Raw genomic sequence first — 19,403 nt, forward strand, 5'->3', positions numbered from 1 at the left:
AGGATGAACACGCGTAAAGCAAAGGGATGGATGGTTGGTATTATTTTGTGCTTTGCACTCGGCTTTGGCGTTGTGCAGTGTTCTGGCCTCAAAGATTTTGAAGTGAGTGATGGAGACGTCTTAAACCTTTCATTTACGTCCAATACCAATGTTCTAAAAGGCTCGTTAATTTTGCCAAAGCATGTCAGCACGCCGCCCATCGCTCTCATTGTTCATGGGGATGGCGCACAGACACGCTTTTCGGACGCCAGCTATTTACCCATGGTGAACTCTTTATTAGACGCTGGCATTGGAGTGTTCACTTGGGACAAGCCTGGAGTCGGCGAAAGCACGGGGGATTGGTTACAGCAATCCATGCAAGATCGAAGTGATGAGGTCATTGCCGCTTATCGTAAAATACAATCTCTTCCAGAGTTAACAGGCAGTCCGATAGGTTTTCTAGGCTTTTCCCAAGCGGGTTGGGTCTTGCCGATTACGACAAATGCTATGACACCTGCGTTTACGGTGCTAGTTGGCGGTGCGGTCAATTGGCGTCACCAAGGGGCGTACTTCACCAAACGTCAGTTGGAAGCACAAGGGCTAAGCTCTGAGCAAGTGGCTCAACAAGTGGCGGATAATCTGAGTCAAAACGACGCGCTCTTCGCTTCCTCTGATACCCCGAATCCTAGTCTGCGCCCTGATATGGACCCCAAGCGCTTTGCGTTTGTTGCACGCAATTATATAAATGATGCGACATCTTATTTAGGAACAATGCAGGGGCCCGTTTTAGCGCTTTGGGGAGCCAATGATAAGAATGTCGATCCATTTTTTAATCAAGCCATCTACCAGCATAAACTTCGCCCTGACCAAGCGCAAAGTACGCTCATTGTTCAGCAGGCCACCCACGGATTATTAAACTCAGAAAGGTTCAATTATCAGTTACCGTCCGAATGGCCACTTTGGAACACTGGGATATTTATCTTAATGGGGCGTCACGCCTATGCTCCCAATGCGTTGGATGCCATAGAGGGATGGATACACCAAGTGACCCAAAGCAATTAGCTCATCCCCTTGGTGTTCCCCTTATTCGGAGCCCTTTTTCGAAACGAGCTGGATTTCGCGCGATTGCCACATGTGTTCATGTCACAATCGCCAAGGGACAGCATCTTCAAGCGTATGTAAGGTTCGCCTACATCGCTAGTCTGCCTCTAATTTGTCAATGCTGGTCTGCTGAATAGATGCTTTCAGAAAGTAGTGGCGGTAAAGCTGGTAAAAGCGTGTGATGTGTTGCGGCTTCTCGCCTTTGTATTGATGCAAAAAATAGAAGTGCCAGTCCCTGCCTCGAGCGCTTGGTAAGACTCGTTGTAGATCTCCATTTTCAACGTGAGACATGACTAAGAATTCAGGTAGGAGCGCTATTCCCATATCCAATAATGCAGCCTCAAGCCCTGTCGCTAAGGTGTTTACCTTGGTGCTATGGCGAATAGACATTAATTGCTTGTTTGCCAAATGATTGTCGAATACTTCTATTTTGGCGCGGTGCCATGTTGTAGCGATGTACTTATGATTGGTGAGGTCATCAAGGGTGTTAGGGAGCCCATATTGACCAATGTATCGAGGAGAGGCGCAGAACACTTCGGACACGGTACTGATAGGTAGCGCACGATAGTCGCATGTCTTTAAGTCGCCACCAAAAATGGCCGCGTCGAGATTGTGCTCTATCAGATCTTGCCATTTTTCAGTGACTACCACCTCCGGCGTCAACAGAGGAAACTCAATACACAATTGTCGAATCGCCGGCATTACGATTTCTTTTTCAGAAAAGGGCGGGACAGATACCCTAAACACGCCACTGGGCTGAGCTTTTATTTGGTTCAACTCCTTAAACGCCATCGTGAGCTGTTGGTCTAAAAGCTCACTGCGGGCAAGCAAGGTTTCTCCCGCTGAGGTTAATACCATCCCCCTTGTGCTGCGTATGAGAAGCTGCTGCCCTATGGCTTCCTCTAAGCGTTTAACCTGTTGGCTCACGGCGGATTTACTCATCCCCAGATTTTTGGCAGCAGCGGTGTAAGAGCACTTGGTGGCCACTTCCGAAAACACTAGCAGTAGTGGCGCCAGCTTAATATTGTTCATTTAAATAAACGCTTTGTTAAATTTGCGGGCATTGTTCACTTATAAGATCAAGCATAAGCTAAGTTCATCCCAAAGAACACAAGGAAACAAGCGTATGGCTAGCGTTGTGATGGTTGACTTAACCGTGATGAATCCAGAAAAACGAACGGAATGCTGCGCTCTGGTACTAGAGACACTTGTATCAAAACAAAACGGTACGCGCCCATTTATCTTCGAAGAGGGGGCTTTTCAATGAACGTGATCGCAACTGAATTACCACCCCATAGCGCTCTGCATGAACGTATAAGAGAAAGAGATTTTATTGATTGCTATCGTGTCGCTAGTGCACTTTCTCCGCGACAAGCGGCTGAGATCATTACCTCTTTTCCGTCCTGGGCGGGCTTACTTCTAGCCATTCGAAACGGCATCACCAAGCCATTTGGTCTCTTGAGTGAAGGGCCATCAAGTGACAATAGCGTTGGTATTTTCCCTGTGGAATTGGAGCACGATCGTGAGCTGATAGCGGGGTTTAATGACAAACATTTGGACTTCAGAGTGACGGTCATGTCTGATCAAGGATACATCTACCTCGCGACGTGGGTGCATACTCATAACCTTGCGGGAGCTTTGTACCTGAAAACCATTTTGCCGTTTCATATACTCATTGTTCGGGATGCTTTGAACCGTGTTCGGCTTGAAGGGTGAACGGCTCTGATCACACAGCCAAGGCGTTGATATTAAAGCGCATCCAGTCGATGATGTTTGCGCACTATAAAAAATTAGGAGGAATAGACAATCGCTAACTACAAGTTTAAGGCCTCCTTGTGGAGGTCTTTTGGCCCGAGTGGCTGGTATTTTCTGACCTTGCCGAGCACCATTGCCCATGAAATACGTCTGTTCAATAAGGGGAATGAGTCGGGATGGGGGCGGCTGCGCGTCACGGCTAAGATCAATGCTAATCGCTGGGAAACCTCAATCTGGTTCGATTCCAAAGCAAATAGCTACCTTCTCCCCATTAATGCAAAAGTAAGGAAGTCTGAATCTCTGACGGAAGGCTCGCTTATTGAAGCAAAGGTCATCACGAAATATTGAAACCATACAAAAGGTCTCAAACAGAGTGAATAACTCGCTTCACAAACTAAGCGTACGGAAATGCTCTGACGTCCGCATCAAGTCAAAAATTCACTGCCTAAGTTTACCTGCAACATATGACATTAAAATGTAACCTGAGTAGCCTTTCTAGGATGGTCAATATAAAGCCATTGAATTACTATAAGAAATGGTGATTTTATGCTCATATCTTGAGCTGTAGGTATGTTGTCCATAGGGATGTTATGAAGAGAAATACATTTTTGACTAGAAGCGCGCTCGGCGGGTTGTATCTGCTTCTATTCAGCTTAGCTGGGATGCTGTATGGACAAGACATATTAACGGCTGATGAACGACGCTGGTTGGCAGAACAACCTGTGATTCGTTTTGCTCCTGCACCCAATTATCCCCCGGTTGAGTTTTTCGATGAAAACAATGAATACCAAGGGATCACGGCTGATTTTATTAAGCTCATCGATCAGCAATTTGATTTGGGGCTGAAGCTAGAGATTGTACAGCTTGCGAGCTGGAGTGAAGTGGTGGCTGAAGGGCGCTCTCGAGGCATTGATATGTGGGGCGCTGCTGAGAAAACCGCAGAACGCAGCCAATACATGCAGTTTACTCGACCCTACATACGCCTGCCTGCAGTAATTATCGTGCGCAATGAGTTTGCTGGAGAAGGCATCGATGCGCTCAAAGGCAAAAAAGTCGTCGGTATCGAAAATTACGCATCTTATGAACATCTGCAAGAGAAATACCCGCACCTTAATACGCTGCCTGTTCCAGATATAGAGACCGGATTGCGGATGGTGTCTTATGGGGCGGCGGATGCAATCGTCGCGACCAACGCCGCGGCGATTTACTACATTGAAAAAAATGGCCTGACGAACCTTAAAGTAGCAGGAGAGTCGGGCTTTGAGTGGAATTTACGCTTCGCCGTCCGAGATGATTGGGCACCGCTGTTGTCCATTATGCAAAAAGGCTTAGACAGTATTACCGCGCAGCAAAAGCGGGATATATACCGGTACTGGATCAATTTAGATTCATCATCGGGCAGTGGTCGCTCCACCAAGGACTATCTGCTTATCGCTAGTGTTAGCGGCTTGGTAGTGATTCTATTGGCCCTTTTGGGCTGGGGGTTACGGAGAAGAGCCAGACTGAAAATGCAGCGGCTCACCCAACGCATTGAAGAGCAAAAAAAGAGAGAAGAAGAACTCAAAAATCTCGCGACGACCGATGAATTAACGGGGACATACAACCGTCGTGCTATTTTGGACATGGCGCATACAAATTATCAAACCTGTCTGGATGAAGATCGACCGTTTAGCGTACTGTTGATTGATATCGACCACTTTAAGCAAGTGAATGATCAGTACGGCCATGAGGTCGGAGATAGAGTGATCAGGGCGGTTGTCAATGTTTGCAGCGCTGTGCTGAAGGACAAGAGTATCGGCCATATTGGCCGTCTTGGTGGCGAAGAGTTTGTGATAATCCTGCCGAAAATTGATCAAATGGAGGCGCACTCCGTAGCCGAGCAGCTACGAGAATGTATCGAAAAAGAGCCTATTGAAGTTGTCGGAAACGCTTTGTACTTTGCTACGGTAAGCATCGGTTTGGCGTCTTTGGAGTCCACTGAAAAATTCGATGAGCTGCTTAATAGGGCGGATCTGGCGATGTATCAGGCGAAAAAGGCTGGCCGTAATCGTGTCGCCATTTGGCGCGAGCGAGTTACAGGTTAATTTCTCCAAAGAAGCGCGAAAGAAACCCAGTCAGACAGATCAAATTTTCATTTATCTTGATGGCGAATGACTAGGTGCCATTATCCACTGTCTCTTTTAGTCACGTTATAAAAGAACGCTCGCTTTCTGTTAATATGCTGCGCCGATTCAAAAAATACTCTGGACACGCCGCGCCAGCATGTTGCTTATCAACAGGAATGAGACATGATTCACCTGCAAAACTACTTCAACCGCATCAATTACCAAGGCTCTACGACCCCTGAGCTTGCAACCTTAAAAGCCATTCACGCGCTGCACCCGGCGCATATACCCTTTGAGAATATAGACGTGCTACTTGATCGAGGCATTAGTCTAGAACTCGACAGCATCCAGCAAAAATTAATTGGTCATCGTCGCGGTGGTTACTGTTTTGAGCACAATGCTCTATTTATGGAAGTGCTCCAACAGCTAGGGTTTGAAGTCGAATCCTTAATGGCGCGTACTGTTTGGAGACAACCCGATAATACGCCTCTTGGCCCAAGAACCCATCAGGTACTGCGAGTTAGAATTGACGGCGAATGGTGGCTAGCAGATGTCGGTTTTGGCGGAATGGTACTGACCGATCCAATACGTTTGGAAACGGATGAGGAGCAACAGGGACAACACGAAGCATTTCGTTTTAAGGCTCACGAACACGGCTGGCTGTTGCAGGTTAACATTCAGGAAGAATGGCAAGATCTATACGACATTGGCAACCAGCCTCAGGAGCCGATTGATATGGATGTTGCGAACTGGTTTACCTCAGCAAGCCCCAACTCCAAATTTCGCCACAACTTAATGATGGCACGGGCCACACCAGATACTCGCTACGCACTGCTGAACAATCGCCTAACGGTTCGCCCACGCAACGGTACAGCGGAGCAAAGAGAATTAACCCCTGAGCAACTAGCCGCAGCGTTAGAAGAGTGCTTCGAGCTAACGGTAGAACGCGAATGGATACCACTGCTGGAAAGGATTGTAGAAAAAGGTAATTTGTCATCATAAAGGAAGCAGATGAATGTAGGGCAGAAAGGTGTGAGTTCTCAATTATTCACTTCTAGTAAGGTGCGCAACAGAGAAAGTATTAACTTCTCTTAATCGCTTGCTTATAATCTCACCTGCAACATACATCATTAGACCATTGACGGTCGTTTAGTATAAAGGAGTATAAAATGTCTCGTACATTTCCACTTAAAGCAGCGCTTACCGTAAGTGCTGTCGTGTTTTTATCTGCCTGTTCGAATGTTCAAAAGCAAGGTGTATTCAGCCAAGCAGAGGTTGAACATCATGACATTCGCCCGACTTTCTCTCATGCATTAGAGCGTGAGGAGTGGCTTGCAAACGAATATCGTAAATATCTAGCCACAAAGGGGAATAAAGCCTTTGCTGTGTATTGGGATGGGCTTGGGTATCCTTCCGCGTCAGGCTACAGTGACGACAAATTGTCTATGACGATAGCTCGCAAAGAAGCTCTTCGACTCTGCCAAGCTTATAGTCAATCACAGCGTCAATATTGCGTGATTGAAGATGAAAAAGGCACCGATCGTGAGCCGCTAAGATCTACTGATTTTCCAAAAGAAGTGATTGCTTACCGCGATGCAGACCACTGGCAAGAATATGTGTCCACCCGCGGTCATAAAGCGATTGCCGGTAATCAATCAGGTATTAAAGCTGGATCCAAAGGTGCGTCTCAAGCAGAGGCTGAGCAGAAAGCGCTAGAGCAGTGTCGAGAAAATGCCAGCTACGTTAGCTTAGATTGCTACATCATTGCGTCTGAATAGTGTTTTACTTGCTTAATTAGCCTGCAATAGGCCTTGAGTAGTGAGCGGCATGTCCGATTACTCTTGAAGGCCTTTTATAATGCAGAATGATCTATCAAGTTGGATTACACCGTGGTCAGTTCGAAAGGTCTGCCTTCATCATAGAGATTACTGTAGAGCAAAAAAGGTTCTGCCCCTTTAATCCAAATCCCCAAAGATGAGCGCGTCTTTGCCATGATGGAGACATGCCCAAGGGTGAAGCGTCTAATCACGCTTCGCCCTTGCTTCATCTAGACACATGAAGGTTTAACGCAGGAAGTTGTCTTTTAGCAGATCTTTTACTTCGTCCATGCGCCCATTTAATACCGCTTTAATGCCAAACAGCGCCGTCGACGCCACTTGCCCCGCTTCAATTTTGGGTGGCATGACCAGCTCCATTGGACTGACTTTCACATCTAACAGAGCGGGCTTGTCTGAAGCCAACCACTGCTTCAACGCGTTATCTATTTCATCGGGTGTTTCAACGCGCCAAGCATCTAGCCCCATCGCCTTGGCAACCGCAGAGAAATCCGGATTTTCGAGCTTGGTAAAACCATCTAACTGACCTTCAACACGCTGCTCCATCTCGACAAAAGCAAGAGATTCATTGTTGAAAATAAGCAATTTCACTGGGGCTTTTTCTTGCAGCAAAGTGAGTAAGTCGCCCATCAGCATGGTCATACCCCCATCACCACAAAGCGCAATCACTGGGCGTTCTGGGTAGGCTTTCACAATGCCCATGGCCTGAGGATAGGCATTCGCCATGGTGCCATGAGACAAGCTGGTCAAAAAACGTCGGGATCCTTTTGCTTCTAAATGTCTCAGCAGCCAGACCATAGGTGAGCCACCGTCGGCCGTGAAAATCGCATCATCGCCTGCCAGTTCATTCAGACGTCGGGTGAGAGTTTGTGGGTGAATAAGAGAGTGATCTGAGACTTCTTCTTTGCGATAAGCGTCTAGATCTTTTTGCCATTGTTTCAGTGCTTTATCGAGGTGTGCTTGTTCTTTGCGTTGAGTAAGCTTGGGGAGCAATTGTTGGATCGAAGCTTTTACATCGCCCGTTAGTCCGAGATCGATAGGGCTACGTTTGCCTAAATGCGTGGTGTCTAAATTGATTTGAGCAATTTTGGCATCGGTTGGATAAAACTGAGTATAAGCAAAGTCTGTCCCTAAACAGATGAGCAAATCGCAATCGAGTACGGATTCCATACCCGATTTGTTTCCCAAAATGCCCGTCATACCCACCTGATAAGGGTTATTTGGCTCAACAAACTCCTTCGAACGCGAGCTATGTACAATGGGAGCCTTCAAGTATTCCGCTAGCTCGATTAATTCTTTATGCGCCCCTTTCGCACCAATGCCGACGTAGAGCGTGATTTTCTCTGCATCATTAATCAGCGCAACTAATTTGCTTATTTCATCGGCGTTAGGGTGCGTGACAGGCTGAGTTCGATGCACGGACCAAGACAAATCGCTGTGCACTTTTTCTTTAAACATATCGCCATTCACCACCACAACCGCCACGCCTTGGTGAGCTAGCGCAGCCTGAGCGGCTTGCGTGATAATGCGTTGGGCTTGATCTGGATGAGAGATACGCTCACAAAATACCGAGCATTGTTCATACAGCTTGGTTTGGTCGACTTCTTGAGGGAAATTAAGCCCTTCTTCTTGGCGATCCACATTCGAAGCAATAAAGACCAATGGCGAGCCATTGCGATGAGATTCAAAAATACCATTGATAAAGTGAAGGCTACCAGGGCCACAGGTACCAGCACACAGTGCCAGCTCTTGAGTCATATAGGCCTCGGCACCTGCCGCGAACGCGCCCACCTCTTCGTGCCGCACATGAACCCAATCTATATCAGAGGTACGAATCTTATCGGTTAAATGGTTGATCGTATCGCCCACCACTCCATAGCATCGCTTGGCCCCCGCTTGAGCCAATGTATCTACAATAACCTCAGCAACATCTTTACTCATCTGTGTACTCCATTATTCATAATGCGACCATAAGATACTGACGTAACCATTGGTCAAAGTCTAAACAACGGAGTTACTTCCTTTATATATGCAAAGAAGCATGCCGAGTTCATAATTTGCTGAAAGGTGGGAAGTGAGCCGACAGATAACTCTGTTACGAGTCGCAGATCAAGTCTGGTGGGGGAATTATCACCTGAGTCTCACTGGATTAAAGCAGTGCTGTGAACGACCGTTGCGTACTCCCCATCTAAATTTGCGAGCGACATAGAGTGTACCTCGTCTGTACTGCGTAGAGTGCCGAAGTAGTCGGTCTTGGCAAAAGTGAAGCACGCGTCTTCTACGACAAACACCTCGTAGCCAAGGTTGCCGCCTGTTCTAGCCGTGGCTTCGATGGAATTGTTCGTGGCGACACCGACGAAGACGATTTCATCTGTGCCGAGGCGGTTGAGGACGTTATCAAGTTCATTGTTAATAAACGCACAGGGCACTGATTTCTCGAGCACGATTTCACCTTCTTGGGGGGAAATCTTGCTTTAGAGAGAAGCCAGACTGTTGCGGCCAAAATACCGAATCTGGCTCCGTCGAACGGTGGATAACATGCAGCACTGGCCAGCCCTTACCACGCCACCGCCCTAATAGCCTCAACATCACCGCCTCGGCCAACGGGTTATTTCGTTCACCTAACTTGGGGTGATCGATGCCGTGCTGTTGATCAATGATGATAAGTGTCTGCATAGAGGTTGCCCGTTTGAAAACATCAGTGGATAAATCTAGCGTGTATCCACAGAAGTGTTAAGCATTTTGGGGCGGCATCTTCGCCATTTTAATCCCTCAAAGAGTCAGACGAAGCGTGAAAAGGTCAGCTTTAGATGAAACTGGTCCCTTGATAGAACTGAGTACTGAATCACTTTTTAGGGTGGGTTGCCTGTTAATTAGTGATTTCATAGCGTAAAAAACGGTTCTACCGGCTTCACGATCAGTTAGTAAGAAAAAATACGTCAAATCTGCACTAAAATAGGTGGAGAAGAAATCTAGTTTTATAGAGGCGAGAAAAGATATTTTCGAAGTTGCCGATTTCTCAGCATCTGCACCCAATAATTACGCGCTTCAGATCCCAGTTGCTCGATTTCTATAAAATAAGACCTGACTGTTTAAGGTAATTACTGCCAAAAAAAATAGGTTGATAGGTATACCTACCCAGCTCTCCGTTTTGATTTGGTTTTCCAAATAAAATGTCCCCTTTTCTTCCATGTTTACCATTGCTTGAGATAAAATCCGTGGTAAGAATAGTAAAGTCAATTATATCTCCTGTAGTAAGCGTTAACCAGCAGTGGATTTTTTCTTTTTGAGGGGTTTTGTTAGGTTTCTTTATCTTAGAAATATAATGCTCTTCACTGCTGAAAAATGCTTTTTTCCCTTCTATATATAAATTACCAACGGTCATATTGAATCCAATACTTAAATTATTTTCTCTAAAATGATCTGCTAAAATGTCATAATAAAAGACGTTTTCTGAAATGCAATTTCCATATGAGTTCTCTTTTAGTCTTTCATTATATAAATATGATATCATTTTTATTATATTTATAAGGTCTTGAGTTTTTTTAAAGTTTGCGTTTATTATGGTTGGGTTGTCAAGAATAATATTGTTATTGAGAGAGTTTAAAAAAGCTTTATTTAAGTTGTGAAAATAATTTAAACTTGAGCGGTCATTAATTTTCTTAAATTTATTAATCATACTGTTTACACTCTTATACTTTTCAATGCTTCCATAATACCTTGAACTGGCAGCTCTTTAGTACTGTGAGACCAAGACATGCGAATGGCTTCTGACACTCTATTATCTGCTAACCCCATCGCAGTCAGTACATGTGAAGGCGTATAGCTTGAAGAAGTGCAGGCAGAGCCATTAGATACCGCCGCAATGCCTTTTAAAGTTACCATAGCGGCTTCGGAGCTCACCCCAGGAGCAGAGAAATTAAGTATAAATGGTGAAGTGTTCGCCCCATTTACATGTATATCAAGTGAGCCTAATGAATCCAGCAAGGTTTGCTTTAATGTTTGAGCGTGCTGCTGCCATTCGCTATGATTTTTATACGCTTGTTCACAAGCAAGTCCGAACCCAGCAATCAATGGTACTGGTAAGGTGCCAGGGCGCAGGCCTTTTTCTTGACCACCACCAAACATAATCGGGTTAAGTGGAGGGCGCAAATAGCCTCGTTTTCTGGCAATCAATGCGCCCACACCCATAGGTCCATAAAGCTTATGACTACTGACACTGATAAAGTCTATACGTTCGTTATCTAAGCCTTGGGGCAGTTTGGCATAGCTTTGGGCCGCGTCAATGTGTAGGTATGCATCATGATCTGCCAATACATCACAAATAACTTGAAGAGGTTGTATTGAGCCCGTTTCGTTATTTACGTGCATGATCGACACCAGCAAGGTGTCGCTCCGCAGAGAGTTGGACAACTCATCTGGATCGATAAGGCCAGACTCATCAACGGATAAGTAGGTTACTTCAAATCCTTGCTTAGCCAGCTCTTCTATGGGCTCCAACACGGCTTTGTGCTCTATTGTGCTGGTGATGATGTGTTTTTTGTTCTCATCAATTCCGTAATTTTTGAGACCTAAAATTGCTAAGTTATTACTCTCAGTAGCACCACTAGTGAAGATGACATTTTGTTTATCAGTAGATGCTGCTTCCGCAACTTGCTGGCGTGCTTTTTCGACAGCTTGCTTGGCTCGCACACCGAATTCATGGGTTCGACTGCCAGCGTTACCATACTCCTCAAGGAAGTACTTGTTCATCAACTCAACCACTTCAGTAGAGACCGGAGTCGTTGCGCTCATATCTAAATAAACAGTCATAATTACCAGCTTTGCTAATCAGTATTAGTTGCAGACAAGGATAACCAATTTCGGTAGAATGCGCCGCAATTATGTTCGTACGAACAGAGTAAATTATTCAACGAACAATCGGGGTTGCGTATGAGTAGTATCATATCAGGGCTCTCTTTCCCTGCAATTAAAGGCACTCAAGCGGGAACTGAGTATTACATCGTTATGTGCCCGTTAAAGCGTCTAAGTAAGGTTTTTACCCTAGATGAAGGGCAGTTGCCTGTAAATCAAAGGGCGCAGCGCATCATCAATGAAGAGCGCATTCCTGATATCACCAACTACATATTAGATAATCGCGATAACTACGTTTTCTCGGCGCTCACAGCCTGTATTGATGGCGTAAGTGACTTTGTTCCAGTAGGCGAATCCAAGCAAGAGCAAAAAATTGGCACCTTGATTATTGATGAAGATGCAGAGCTCTACATCACTGATGGACAGCATCGTAATGCCGCGATACTTGAAGCTCTACAGCAAGACCCTACGCTTGGAGACGAAACCATTTCTGTGGTCTTTTTCGCAGATAAGTCGCTTGCTGAGCGGCAAAAAATCTTTAAAGACTTGAACCTTTACCCAGTCAAAGCCGACTCATCTCTCAGTATTACTTATGATGATCGGCCGGATGCGATCTTATCGAAGACTGTTGTCTTTAGTAGTGAGCGCTTATCCAAGTTAATACACATGGAAAAGAGCAATCTTGGACCTAGATCTAAAAAGCTTGTGAGCCACAGTGCTATGAACAAGGCGACCAAAGAGCTTTTAGGCCGTATCACTAAAGACAATTATCAAAGCCTGATACCTATCGCGTCAGAATACTGGCATTGCGTGTTAGATAATGTGCCAGCGTGGCAATTGATTTACGAAGATAAAGCTTCTGGCGGTGATTTAAGAGATGAGTCTGTCCATGCGCACTCAGTGACATTCCAAGCATTGGGGCAAGTCGGAGCGCAGTTGATTAAGCAAGACAATGACTGGAAATCTAAGCTTACAAAGTTGAGCGAGATTGATTGGTCTCGATCTAACCGAGACTGGCATGGCCGTTGTATTGTGAATGGCAGCATGACAAACAATGCAAAATCCGTAGAGCTCACGCGTATACAGATTAAGAAATACCTAGGCTTGGCTCTGACTCCGAAAGAGTTGCAAGCAGAGCAACGCTATAACGAGGCATATCATGTCAATTAATGAAGTGAATCCAAAGCGTTCTGCATTTTCGCAGTACGGCATCAAACAAGTGATTGAGGATTCGATAGCGCACATCAAACACTTATATCTAAGTGACGCCATTCCTTGGGTGATTGGTTACAGTGGTGGTAAAGATTCAACCGCGACACTTCAGCTTGTTTGGTATGCGCTACAACAGCTTGCCGAAGAAGGTAAGGCCACCAAGAAAGTCCACGTTATTAGCACCGATACATTAGTAGAAAATCCGATCGTATCCATGTGGGTAGAAAAGTCTTTGGGAAGAATGGAGCAGGCTGCAGAAGACCAAAACTTGCCTATTACCCCCCATCGACTGACGCCGGATATCAAAGACCGCTTTTGGGTAAACCTAATCGGCAAGGGGTATCCTGCTCCGCGAGCAAAATTTCGTTGGTGTACCGATCGATTAAAGATCAATCCATCTAACAATTTTATTAAAAGCTTGCGTGATAAAAACGGCGAAGCCATTTTAGTGCTGGGTACACGAAAAGCAGAAAGTGCGACGCGTGCGGCCTTGATGGATGAGTATGAAAACTCTGCAACGAATACACGCAAAGCCCAAGGCCTTACCGAAAGTGGTGCGAAAGACTTACAGCGTGTCTGGATCTATGCGCCGATTGGTGAATGGAGCAATGACGATGTTTGGATCTATCTAAACAGCGTGAAAAACCCATGGAATTTCCCTAACCACGACTTGATGGGAATGTACCAAGGGGCGACAGATGGTGGTGAGTGTCCGTTGGTGGTCGATCAATCCACTCAAAGTTGTGGTGATAGCCGTTTCGGCTGTTACGTATGCACCATGGTGTCAGAAGACAAATCCATGAATGCTATGATCGCCAATGACGAAGAAAAAGAATGGATGATGCCACTCGTTTCATTGCGTAATGAAATCGAAGTGAACGACCCAAGCCGTGATAAGAAACTCGATAAACTTCGCCGCGATAAATCAAATCGAGATTTCCGACGCATGGACGGGCGCTTAACCGTACATGTGACAAAAAATGGTGCTGATCTCGTCCCAGGGCCCTATTTGCAGTCGTTTCGTGAGCATTTATTAAAGTGCGTATTAGAAGCACAAGTGGCAGTTCAGCGTATGGGGCCTCCTGAAGTAAAAGGATTAGAGCTACTGCCACTTGAAGAGCTAGAAGCGATTAGAGCAATTTGGCTTAAAGAAAAGCATGAATTAGAAGACAGCGTGCCGACAATCTATGAGAAAGTCATTAAGAAGCCCTATCCAGGCGAGCGCCGTGCTCATCATCCCATACTCAACAAAGAAACACTTGAGCGCTTGAAAACGTATTGTACCCAGCAAGGGGACGAAGAAGGACTGTTGTATCAACAGTTAAGAGCCGTGATGAGTGTAGCCAACAAACATCGCAATCAGCTAAGGCGCGCCAAACTGAAAGATGAATTGTCTGATGTGCTAGATAAAGGTGCCTTTAGCTCAATGTATGAAGCTAAGCAGTTTGCCCTAGAGCGCGAGCGTCATAATTTGCAGATCAAGCTTAACAATGATGTTTCTCTGGAAGACGAAGAGAAAATTGATATTCGAGATAAGATCTCCATCATCACGCAATCCATAAAAGAGCACGGTTACAGCTCATTATTAATAGACACGGTTGAAGTAGAATAATGCTGCTGAAAAAAATCACTCTTACCAACATAGGCATTTATAAAGGTACGCATATTGTCGACCTCGAAACGAGCGTTGATAAGCCTGTTATCTTATTTGGTGCGCTAAACGGTGGTGGAAAAACCACATTTCTAGACTCCCTACAGCTGGTTTTATACGGAAAGTTCGCCAAATGCTCCAATCGAGGCTCACTGTCATATGGAGCCTTTCTTGCGACAACACGCAACCGCTATGCCCAAGAGGATGAAGAAGTCTCCATCGAGCTCGTGTTCAGCCATACCTCAGAGACTCTCACCAATACTTACCGTGTTAAGCGCAGCTGGACCGTTGCAAGATCTGTTGAGCAGACAAAAGATAAAATCGAAGTGTTTACAGACGGCGCCTACGATGCTTTGCTTAGTCAGTATTGGGATGATTTCGTTAATGAGTTTTTGCCTTTATCGTTGTCTGATTTGTTTTTCTTTGACGGTGAAAAGATTGAGAACCTAGCCCATCCTTCGCGAAGTGCAGAGCTGATTCAAACAGGAATAGAAAATCTACTCGGCTTAGACTTGTTTTCACAGCTTCAAATCGATTTAGGCGCCCAAGAGCGTCTGAAAAAAAGTGATACTTTGGATGCCACTATCATTAATAAAGTGTCCCAATGTGAAAATGAAATAGGGGAAGTATCGGCTGAGCTCAGTGCACTACGCAAACACTCAGCGGACTTAGACCAAGAGGCGAGTGATGTTAATATTCAAATTAACAAACAGCGTCAACAAGCCCGTCAGACGGGCGCGCACTTGATTGAAGAGCGAGACAGCATTCAATTTGAACTTGGCAGTGTACGCCAAAAACTGACATTTAATAAGCAACAGCGAGTGCAGCTGGATAGTGGCTGCGGTCCTCTGGCCTTGATAAAACCGTTGCTGGACTCTGTTCAGAAGCAAGCAGAGAAAGAGCAGACGATTCAAAAAGCCCGACAGCTCGATGCTGCTATTCATGACTATGAAGCGTCTCTTTTAAATAGTCTAAGCCTCGTTGGTGTGGATATGCTGGCTAAGCAAGCCGTAGAAGATGCGATGGCAAATCTGGCATCGCAGCGCCAAGCCGTCTCCAGCGAGGAGTGCTATATTGGCTTCCCACCTGAGATCTTTAATGGCCTCAATGACAAGCTAGCCGCTGACGAAGTTGAGCGCGCTAAATTAAACGAAGAGCGTGAATGGCTGCTGGAGCAAGAGTCGTTACTAGAGAAAAAAGAACAAGCGATTCCTGACTATGAGTCAGTTAAACATATCTTGGTTGAGCTGAATATCTTAGAGCAAAAGTTCAATGAAATAGCCGCACGTAAACAGCAAGTCGAGCAAGAAATAGAACGTGCTGAGGCCAAGTATTCAGTACTTAACCAGCGCTATACTCAGCTACTCACGCAGCAAAACAAAGACACTTTTGAGCAAAAGCGCGCCTTACAAATCGCCGATCATATTCAGCATCTTAAGCAAACGATGGATGGCTTTGCGCGGGACCTAATACGTGACAATCTAACGTTGCTTGAAACGAAGATCGCGGAGAAGTTTGCAGCATTAACGCGTAAAAATAAATTGGTAGAGCGTATTACGATTGATCCCTCAACGTTTGATCTGGCGCTGTATTCCGAAGGTGATCAGCGACTGAGTACTAGCCGACTTTCTGCAGGTGAGCGTCAACTGTTGGCCGTAGCGGTAATGTGGGGGCTAGCAGAAGCTTCAGGCCGTGAGCTGCCTATGGTGATTGATACGCCTTTGGGGCGTTTGGACGGCCAGCACCGTAGTCGCTTGATTGACAGCTACTTTCCCTATGCCGCACCGCAAGTCATTTTGCTGTCTACTGATGAAGAAATCTTCGGTCAGTACTATCAATCTTTAGCGCCCTATATCAGTCGTGAATACCATATTCAGTACGATGAAACTGAGCAAACATCACGATTTACCGAAGGTTACTTTTAATGCTACCCACTATCGATACGATCAAACTGTCCGAAAAACAAAAGCAACAACTGATTCGGCTTAAGACCAAGACCGGCATTGAAAACTGGAACGTGCTCTGTCGCTGGGCATTGTGTCTGTCATTAGCAGAGGAGTCCGCGCCACCTTACGAGGAGATTCCATCTAACAGTAATGTGGAAATGAGCTGGAAAGTGTTTGCAGGGGAGTATGCCGATATTTATCTTGCGGTCTTGCGTGAAGCCTATAAAAAACAAAGTGCACAACTAAATGAAGTACACTTTGGGGAGTTTTTGAAGTTGCATATTAATAGGGGGATAAGTCTATTCTAAATAAAACTATTTCGGTTGGTATTTCTGTTTTCAAAGTGTTCCCTGCCTAAAAAGCGATCTCCTCTGTTTTTTAGATGTTTTTTGCATACTACTTTTAGGTTAGTGGGCGTGGCGCTTCCTATATCATTTATTAAATCAACAAAAAGAGCAGTCTTCTCTTTTTTTGCTGTGCAATTAGGCTCCGAACAACCTTCAGCAAGGGCAAGCATTCGAATAGCCCAATATGGCTGTGGGATGCTTGTATTTCCTGTCCTAGGATGAATAAATGTCTTTAAAGATCTATTTGCGTCGTATATGGATATGAATTTCCATTTGTATCTGTTGCAAAAGCCGCAGCAGAGCTCAATATTATCCAAGTCGCTTAGGTCTCCTCCACCAGAGATGAAGGGCATCTTATGCTCAACTTCTATTTTAAGATCTCTTTCTTTCAAACCTTTTTGTAAAAAGTAATCGATTAATTCTGGTAGTTTTATTTCTGCATCTATGTTTGAGAACTTATCAATGCTTTCGTTTGAAAAGCGATGGCCACATATCCAGCAATATGGAGCCCCCTTACTTCTTTCTATAAGATCATACTTTGTTGACCTTGTTAAGTGTTCCCTAGATCTACCACTGGATTTCGAAATTAGTTTATATGTTAGACGAGATATACTTTTCCAAACTTCGTTGAATTTCTGATCGCTTTCATTGAAGCCTGTTTTTAATAGTCCACGTCTCACTGAAGAGACTACCTCTGGGTAGCTAATATCATCAGATGCTTTGTGGTAATCATAAATTGATTCAATAAACCAAGAAAACCAAATGAATTTCATGTCAGCGTTTAATAAAAAGCTGTTTTTGGATAACACTGCTTCTGGAGTATTGAGTATAGCTAGGTCAGAGATTTTTTCTCTATCCCAAGCATCATTTATTCCTGGTATTATTTTCTCTATATATGAAAATAGATTTTCCATGTTTTTATCCTGAAAAACTATTTCTATATTGACTTATTGCTGGAAGTTTCCTAGGATCTTCCCTATAATTCATCCACAGATGAGACCACTGTTTTCTAATTCCTGGTGAGTCCTTTTTGATATCTTTTAGCACCCAATCTCTATCGAAATAACTTCTATCAACATCCTCTAACCAATCATTTATTGAGGCTTCAACATCTGAATTTTCATTAAATTCATATTTTGATCCAGATATATACTTGAAGTAGTCAGCCGCCAGAATGTTTAAAGATACTTTATTGAATAAGTTTGAGTTTGTGTTTCCCCAATAGTTCTTTCTGTCTACGTCACTAGTTGATCCGAATGTATCTCTTATTTTGCTCCAAAATGAAATGAAAAAATCTCTCCAGAGTCCATTTTCAGAGCTCCAGTTTTCGATTTTTTCCTCTATATTATCTCCAGGAATTAAATCGCATTTTTCTAGAACTCGGCGCTTCCATAAGTCTGAGAAGTCTGTTTTTACTGTGTCACTATAGTATTTCGCACCTTTTAAATCTTTAAAAATAGAGACAAGACCTTTCATGACTGTCCAGGGGAGTTTTCCATAGTCTTCCCCGGTAATTCCTGTTTGGACTAAGTTAAAGAAAGGGCTCTCAGGGTCTCTAGTTGCAAATGAAATGGCCTTAGAGTCTTCTAGTGGGATGTCAGCGTTTTTTAGCCTATGAGATACACTTTCAAGCTCTTTTGAGCTAAGTGTAGTAGATACAATTGTGCCAAGAAGAGCAGAGTTAATAGGAGTAGCTTTTTGGTTTACAACTACAAATTGAAAAACGTGTTCAGCTGGATCTTCGCTAAGTATCATGGAAATAGGAAGTTTTCTACAGTACTTCTCAGAAACACGTTTTTCTAGGTCTGTGATAGATAGATCTTCGGAAGTTAATTTCTCAATTATTTCTAGCCCAGTGTTAGAGTCTTTGAAGTTATTGTACTGTTCAATAGCTCCCATGAGACGGTGCTGTCCATCGACCAAAGTTACTGGAAGTAGATAAGATATAATTGATGCTTTGTCAAATCCTAAAATGCTTTCTGGGTTGTCTCTGCCGGACTCTGAAAGTACTATCTCTCTACATTTAATCTCTTGCCATAAATCCTGTATATGGGAATCTTCTACTTCTAAAGCTACATCTGGAGAGGTGTCTTCTGGAGATGATTGCTCAACATAATCACTTCCGTAATAGATTTCTTTTATTTTTGCTAATAGTTCTTGGTCAATATTAGAGTTAACAAGTTCAGGAACTCTTTTTTCAAGAGTTTCTCTGAAAAGAGATAGAAGCTCTTGCAGACTTTTTTTATTGAAGTTCTTTGATCTTATTAATAACTTTCCTTTTTGAGAGTATGAGTCACTGTTTTCATTATCAGGAGTAAAGAAAGAACCGATTTTTCTGGTGTCTGATTTATTTGTTGTTGCACATAGTAAAGGGTTCTGAATAATGTTTTTTGGATCATTAAAAAAGCTTATAAGACTTCCCATTCGTTCTTTTTTTATAGTTCTCTGGAATCCTGAGCTTTCCACATTATCGAAATTTTTCTTTTGTGGAATACCAACCCAATTAATAATCTGATCTGCTGAGGCACAAAATGAAACTGTCCATTCAGATTCTAGCCCTTGTCTAAATGCAATGGCATCATATTCATATTCTATAAAATTGTTCTCTTCCACTGATG

19 protein-coding genes are annotated in these 19,403 nt (G+C 44.2%); 11 read left to right on the forward strand and 8 right to left on the reverse strand.

Translation table 11 applies throughout. The features are described 5' to 3' along the window. Positions 1-3: 3 nt before the first annotated feature. Positions 4-1,041, forward strand: coding sequence for an alpha/beta hydrolase family protein (locus DN730_RS06815; RefSeq protein ID WP_211313838.1), 1,038 nt, complete (start codon positions 4-6; stop codon positions 1,039-1,041). Between the two features lie 135 nt (positions 1,042-1,176). On the opposite strand, the gene DN730_RS06820 is transcribed toward DN730_RS06815, so the two are convergent. Next, on the reverse strand, positions 1,177-2,112 hold the full coding sequence (locus DN730_RS06820; RefSeq protein WP_115467348.1) for a LysR family transcriptional regulator: 936 nt from the start codon (positions 2,110-2,112) through the stop codon (positions 1,177-1,179). 94 nt (positions 2,113-2,206) lie between these two features. Here DN730_RS06820 and DN730_RS19055 point away from each other — a divergent pair, with 94 nt between their 5' ends. From DN730_RS19055 to DN730_RS06845, 6 genes are all read left to right on the forward strand, one after another. Continuing rightward, complete coding sequence (locus DN730_RS19055) at positions 2,207-2,347, forward strand: hypothetical protein (RefSeq protein WP_158541183.1); 141 nt, start codon at positions 2,207-2,209, stop codon at positions 2,345-2,347. Continuing rightward, on the forward strand, positions 2,344-2,796 hold the full coding sequence (locus tag DN730_RS06825; RefSeq protein WP_115467349.1) for a DUF2867 domain-containing protein: 453 nt from the start codon (positions 2,344-2,346) through the stop codon (positions 2,794-2,796). Before DN730_RS19055 ends, DN730_RS06825 begins: the two co-directional genes overlap by 4 nt. A 117-nt stretch (positions 2,797-2,913) precedes the next feature. Continuing rightward, positions 2,914-3,183, forward strand: coding sequence for a DUF1905 domain-containing protein (locus DN730_RS19425; RefSeq protein WP_115467350.1), 270 nt, complete (start codon positions 2,914-2,916; stop codon positions 3,181-3,183). A gap of 242 nt (positions 3,184-3,425) precedes the next feature. Further along, positions 3,426-4,919, forward strand: coding sequence for a transporter substrate-binding domain-containing diguanylate cyclase (locus tag DN730_RS06835; protein WP_115467351.1), 1,494 nt, complete (start codon positions 3,426-3,428; stop codon positions 4,917-4,919). A 204-nt stretch (positions 4,920-5,123) separates the two neighbouring features. Beyond that, positions 5,124-5,942 carry an arylamine N-acetyltransferase family protein gene (locus DN730_RS06840; RefSeq protein WP_115467352.1) on the forward strand — a complete coding sequence of 273 codons (819 nt, stop codon included), beginning with the start codon at positions 5,124-5,126 and terminating at the stop codon, positions 5,940-5,942. A 167-nt stretch (positions 5,943-6,109) separates the two neighbouring features. Next, complete coding sequence (locus DN730_RS06845; RefSeq protein ID WP_115467353.1) at positions 6,110-6,718, forward strand: hypothetical protein; 609 nt, start codon at positions 6,110-6,112, stop codon at positions 6,716-6,718. A 285-nt stretch (positions 6,719-7,003) separates the two neighbouring features. Here the strand turns inward: DN730_RS06845 and DN730_RS06850 are convergent, their stop codons facing one another. From DN730_RS06850 to dndA, 5 genes are all read right to left on the reverse strand, one after another. Continuing rightward, positions 7,004-8,716 carry a thiamine pyrophosphate-dependent enzyme gene (locus tag DN730_RS06850; RefSeq protein ID WP_115467354.1) on the reverse strand — a complete coding sequence of 571 codons (1,713 nt, stop codon included), beginning with the start codon at positions 8,714-8,716 and terminating at the stop codon, positions 7,004-7,006. Between the two features lie 200 nt (positions 8,717-8,916). Then, the gene (locus DN730_RS19240; protein ID WP_245957908.1) at positions 8,917-9,204 is read right to left on the reverse strand and encodes an isochorismatase family protein; all 288 of its coding nucleotides are present in this window, start codon (positions 9,202-9,204) and stop codon (positions 8,917-8,919) included. A gap of 19 nt (positions 9,205-9,223) precedes the next feature. Continuing rightward, a complete protein-coding gene (locus DN730_RS19245; protein ID WP_245957909.1) occupies positions 9,224-9,451 on the reverse strand; it encodes a cysteine hydrolase family protein in 228 nt (75 codons plus the stop codon). A 394-nt stretch (positions 9,452-9,845) separates the two neighbouring features. Then, positions 9,846-10,454, reverse strand: a complete 609-nt coding sequence (locus DN730_RS06860; RefSeq protein WP_115467355.1) for a hypothetical protein — start codon at positions 10,452-10,454, stop codon at positions 9,846-9,848. Positions 10,455-10,459: 5 nt separating this feature from the next. Beyond that, positions 10,460-11,587 carry a cysteine desulfurase DndA gene (dndA, locus tag DN730_RS06865; RefSeq protein WP_115467356.1) on the reverse strand — a complete coding sequence of 376 codons (1,128 nt, stop codon included), beginning with the start codon at positions 11,585-11,587 and terminating at the stop codon, positions 10,460-10,462. 120 nt (positions 11,588-11,707) lie between these two features. On the opposite strand from dndA, the gene dndB reads away from it, so the two are divergent. Genes dndB through dndE form a run of 4 tightly spaced genes read left to right on the forward strand, consistent with a single transcriptional unit; the run spans position 11,708 to position 16,746 of the window. After that, the gene (dndB, locus tag DN730_RS06870; RefSeq protein ID WP_115467357.1) at positions 11,708-12,799 is read left to right on the forward strand and encodes a DNA sulfur modification protein DndB; all 1,092 of its coding nucleotides are present in this window, start codon (positions 11,708-11,710) and stop codon (positions 12,797-12,799) included. Further along, positions 12,789-14,453, forward strand: coding sequence for a DNA phosphorothioation system sulfurtransferase DndC (dndC, locus tag DN730_RS06875; protein ID WP_115467358.1), 1,665 nt, complete (start codon positions 12,789-12,791; stop codon positions 14,451-14,453). The genes dndB and dndC overlap by 11 nt, the downstream gene beginning before the upstream one ends. Further along, on the forward strand, positions 14,453-16,417 hold the full coding sequence (gene dndD, locus DN730_RS06880) for a DNA sulfur modification protein DndD (protein ID WP_115467359.1): 1,965 nt from the start codon (positions 14,453-14,455) through the stop codon (positions 16,415-16,417). The genes dndC and dndD overlap by 1 nt, the downstream gene beginning before the upstream one ends. Beyond that, positions 16,417-16,746: a DNA sulfur modification protein DndE gene (dndE, locus tag DN730_RS06885; RefSeq protein ID WP_115467360.1), complete on the forward strand. Its 330-nt coding sequence runs from the start codon at positions 16,417-16,419 to the stop codon at positions 16,744-16,746. The genes dndD and dndE overlap by 1 nt, the downstream gene beginning before the upstream one ends. Here dndE and DN730_RS06890 read toward each other — a convergent pair. Together DN730_RS06890 and DN730_RS06895 are read right to left on the reverse strand one after the other, a co-directional pair. Continuing rightward, positions 16,743-17,699 carry an HNH endonuclease gene (locus tag DN730_RS06890; protein WP_115467361.1) on the reverse strand — a complete coding sequence of 319 codons (957 nt, stop codon included), beginning with the start codon at positions 17,697-17,699 and terminating at the stop codon, positions 16,743-16,745. The genes dndE and DN730_RS06890 overlap by 4 nt on opposite strands. A gap of 4 nt (positions 17,700-17,703) precedes the next feature. Next, the gene (locus tag DN730_RS06895; protein WP_115467362.1) at positions 17,704-19,398 is read right to left on the reverse strand and encodes a ParB N-terminal domain-containing protein; all 1,695 of its coding nucleotides are present in this window, start codon (positions 19,396-19,398) and stop codon (positions 17,704-17,706) included. Positions 19,399-19,403: the final 5 nt, after the last annotated feature.

Source organism: Marinomonas piezotolerans, from assembly GCF_003362755.1.
Taxonomy (GTDB): Bacteria; Pseudomonadota; Gammaproteobacteria; order Pseudomonadales; family Marinomonadaceae; genus Marinomonas; species Marinomonas piezotolerans.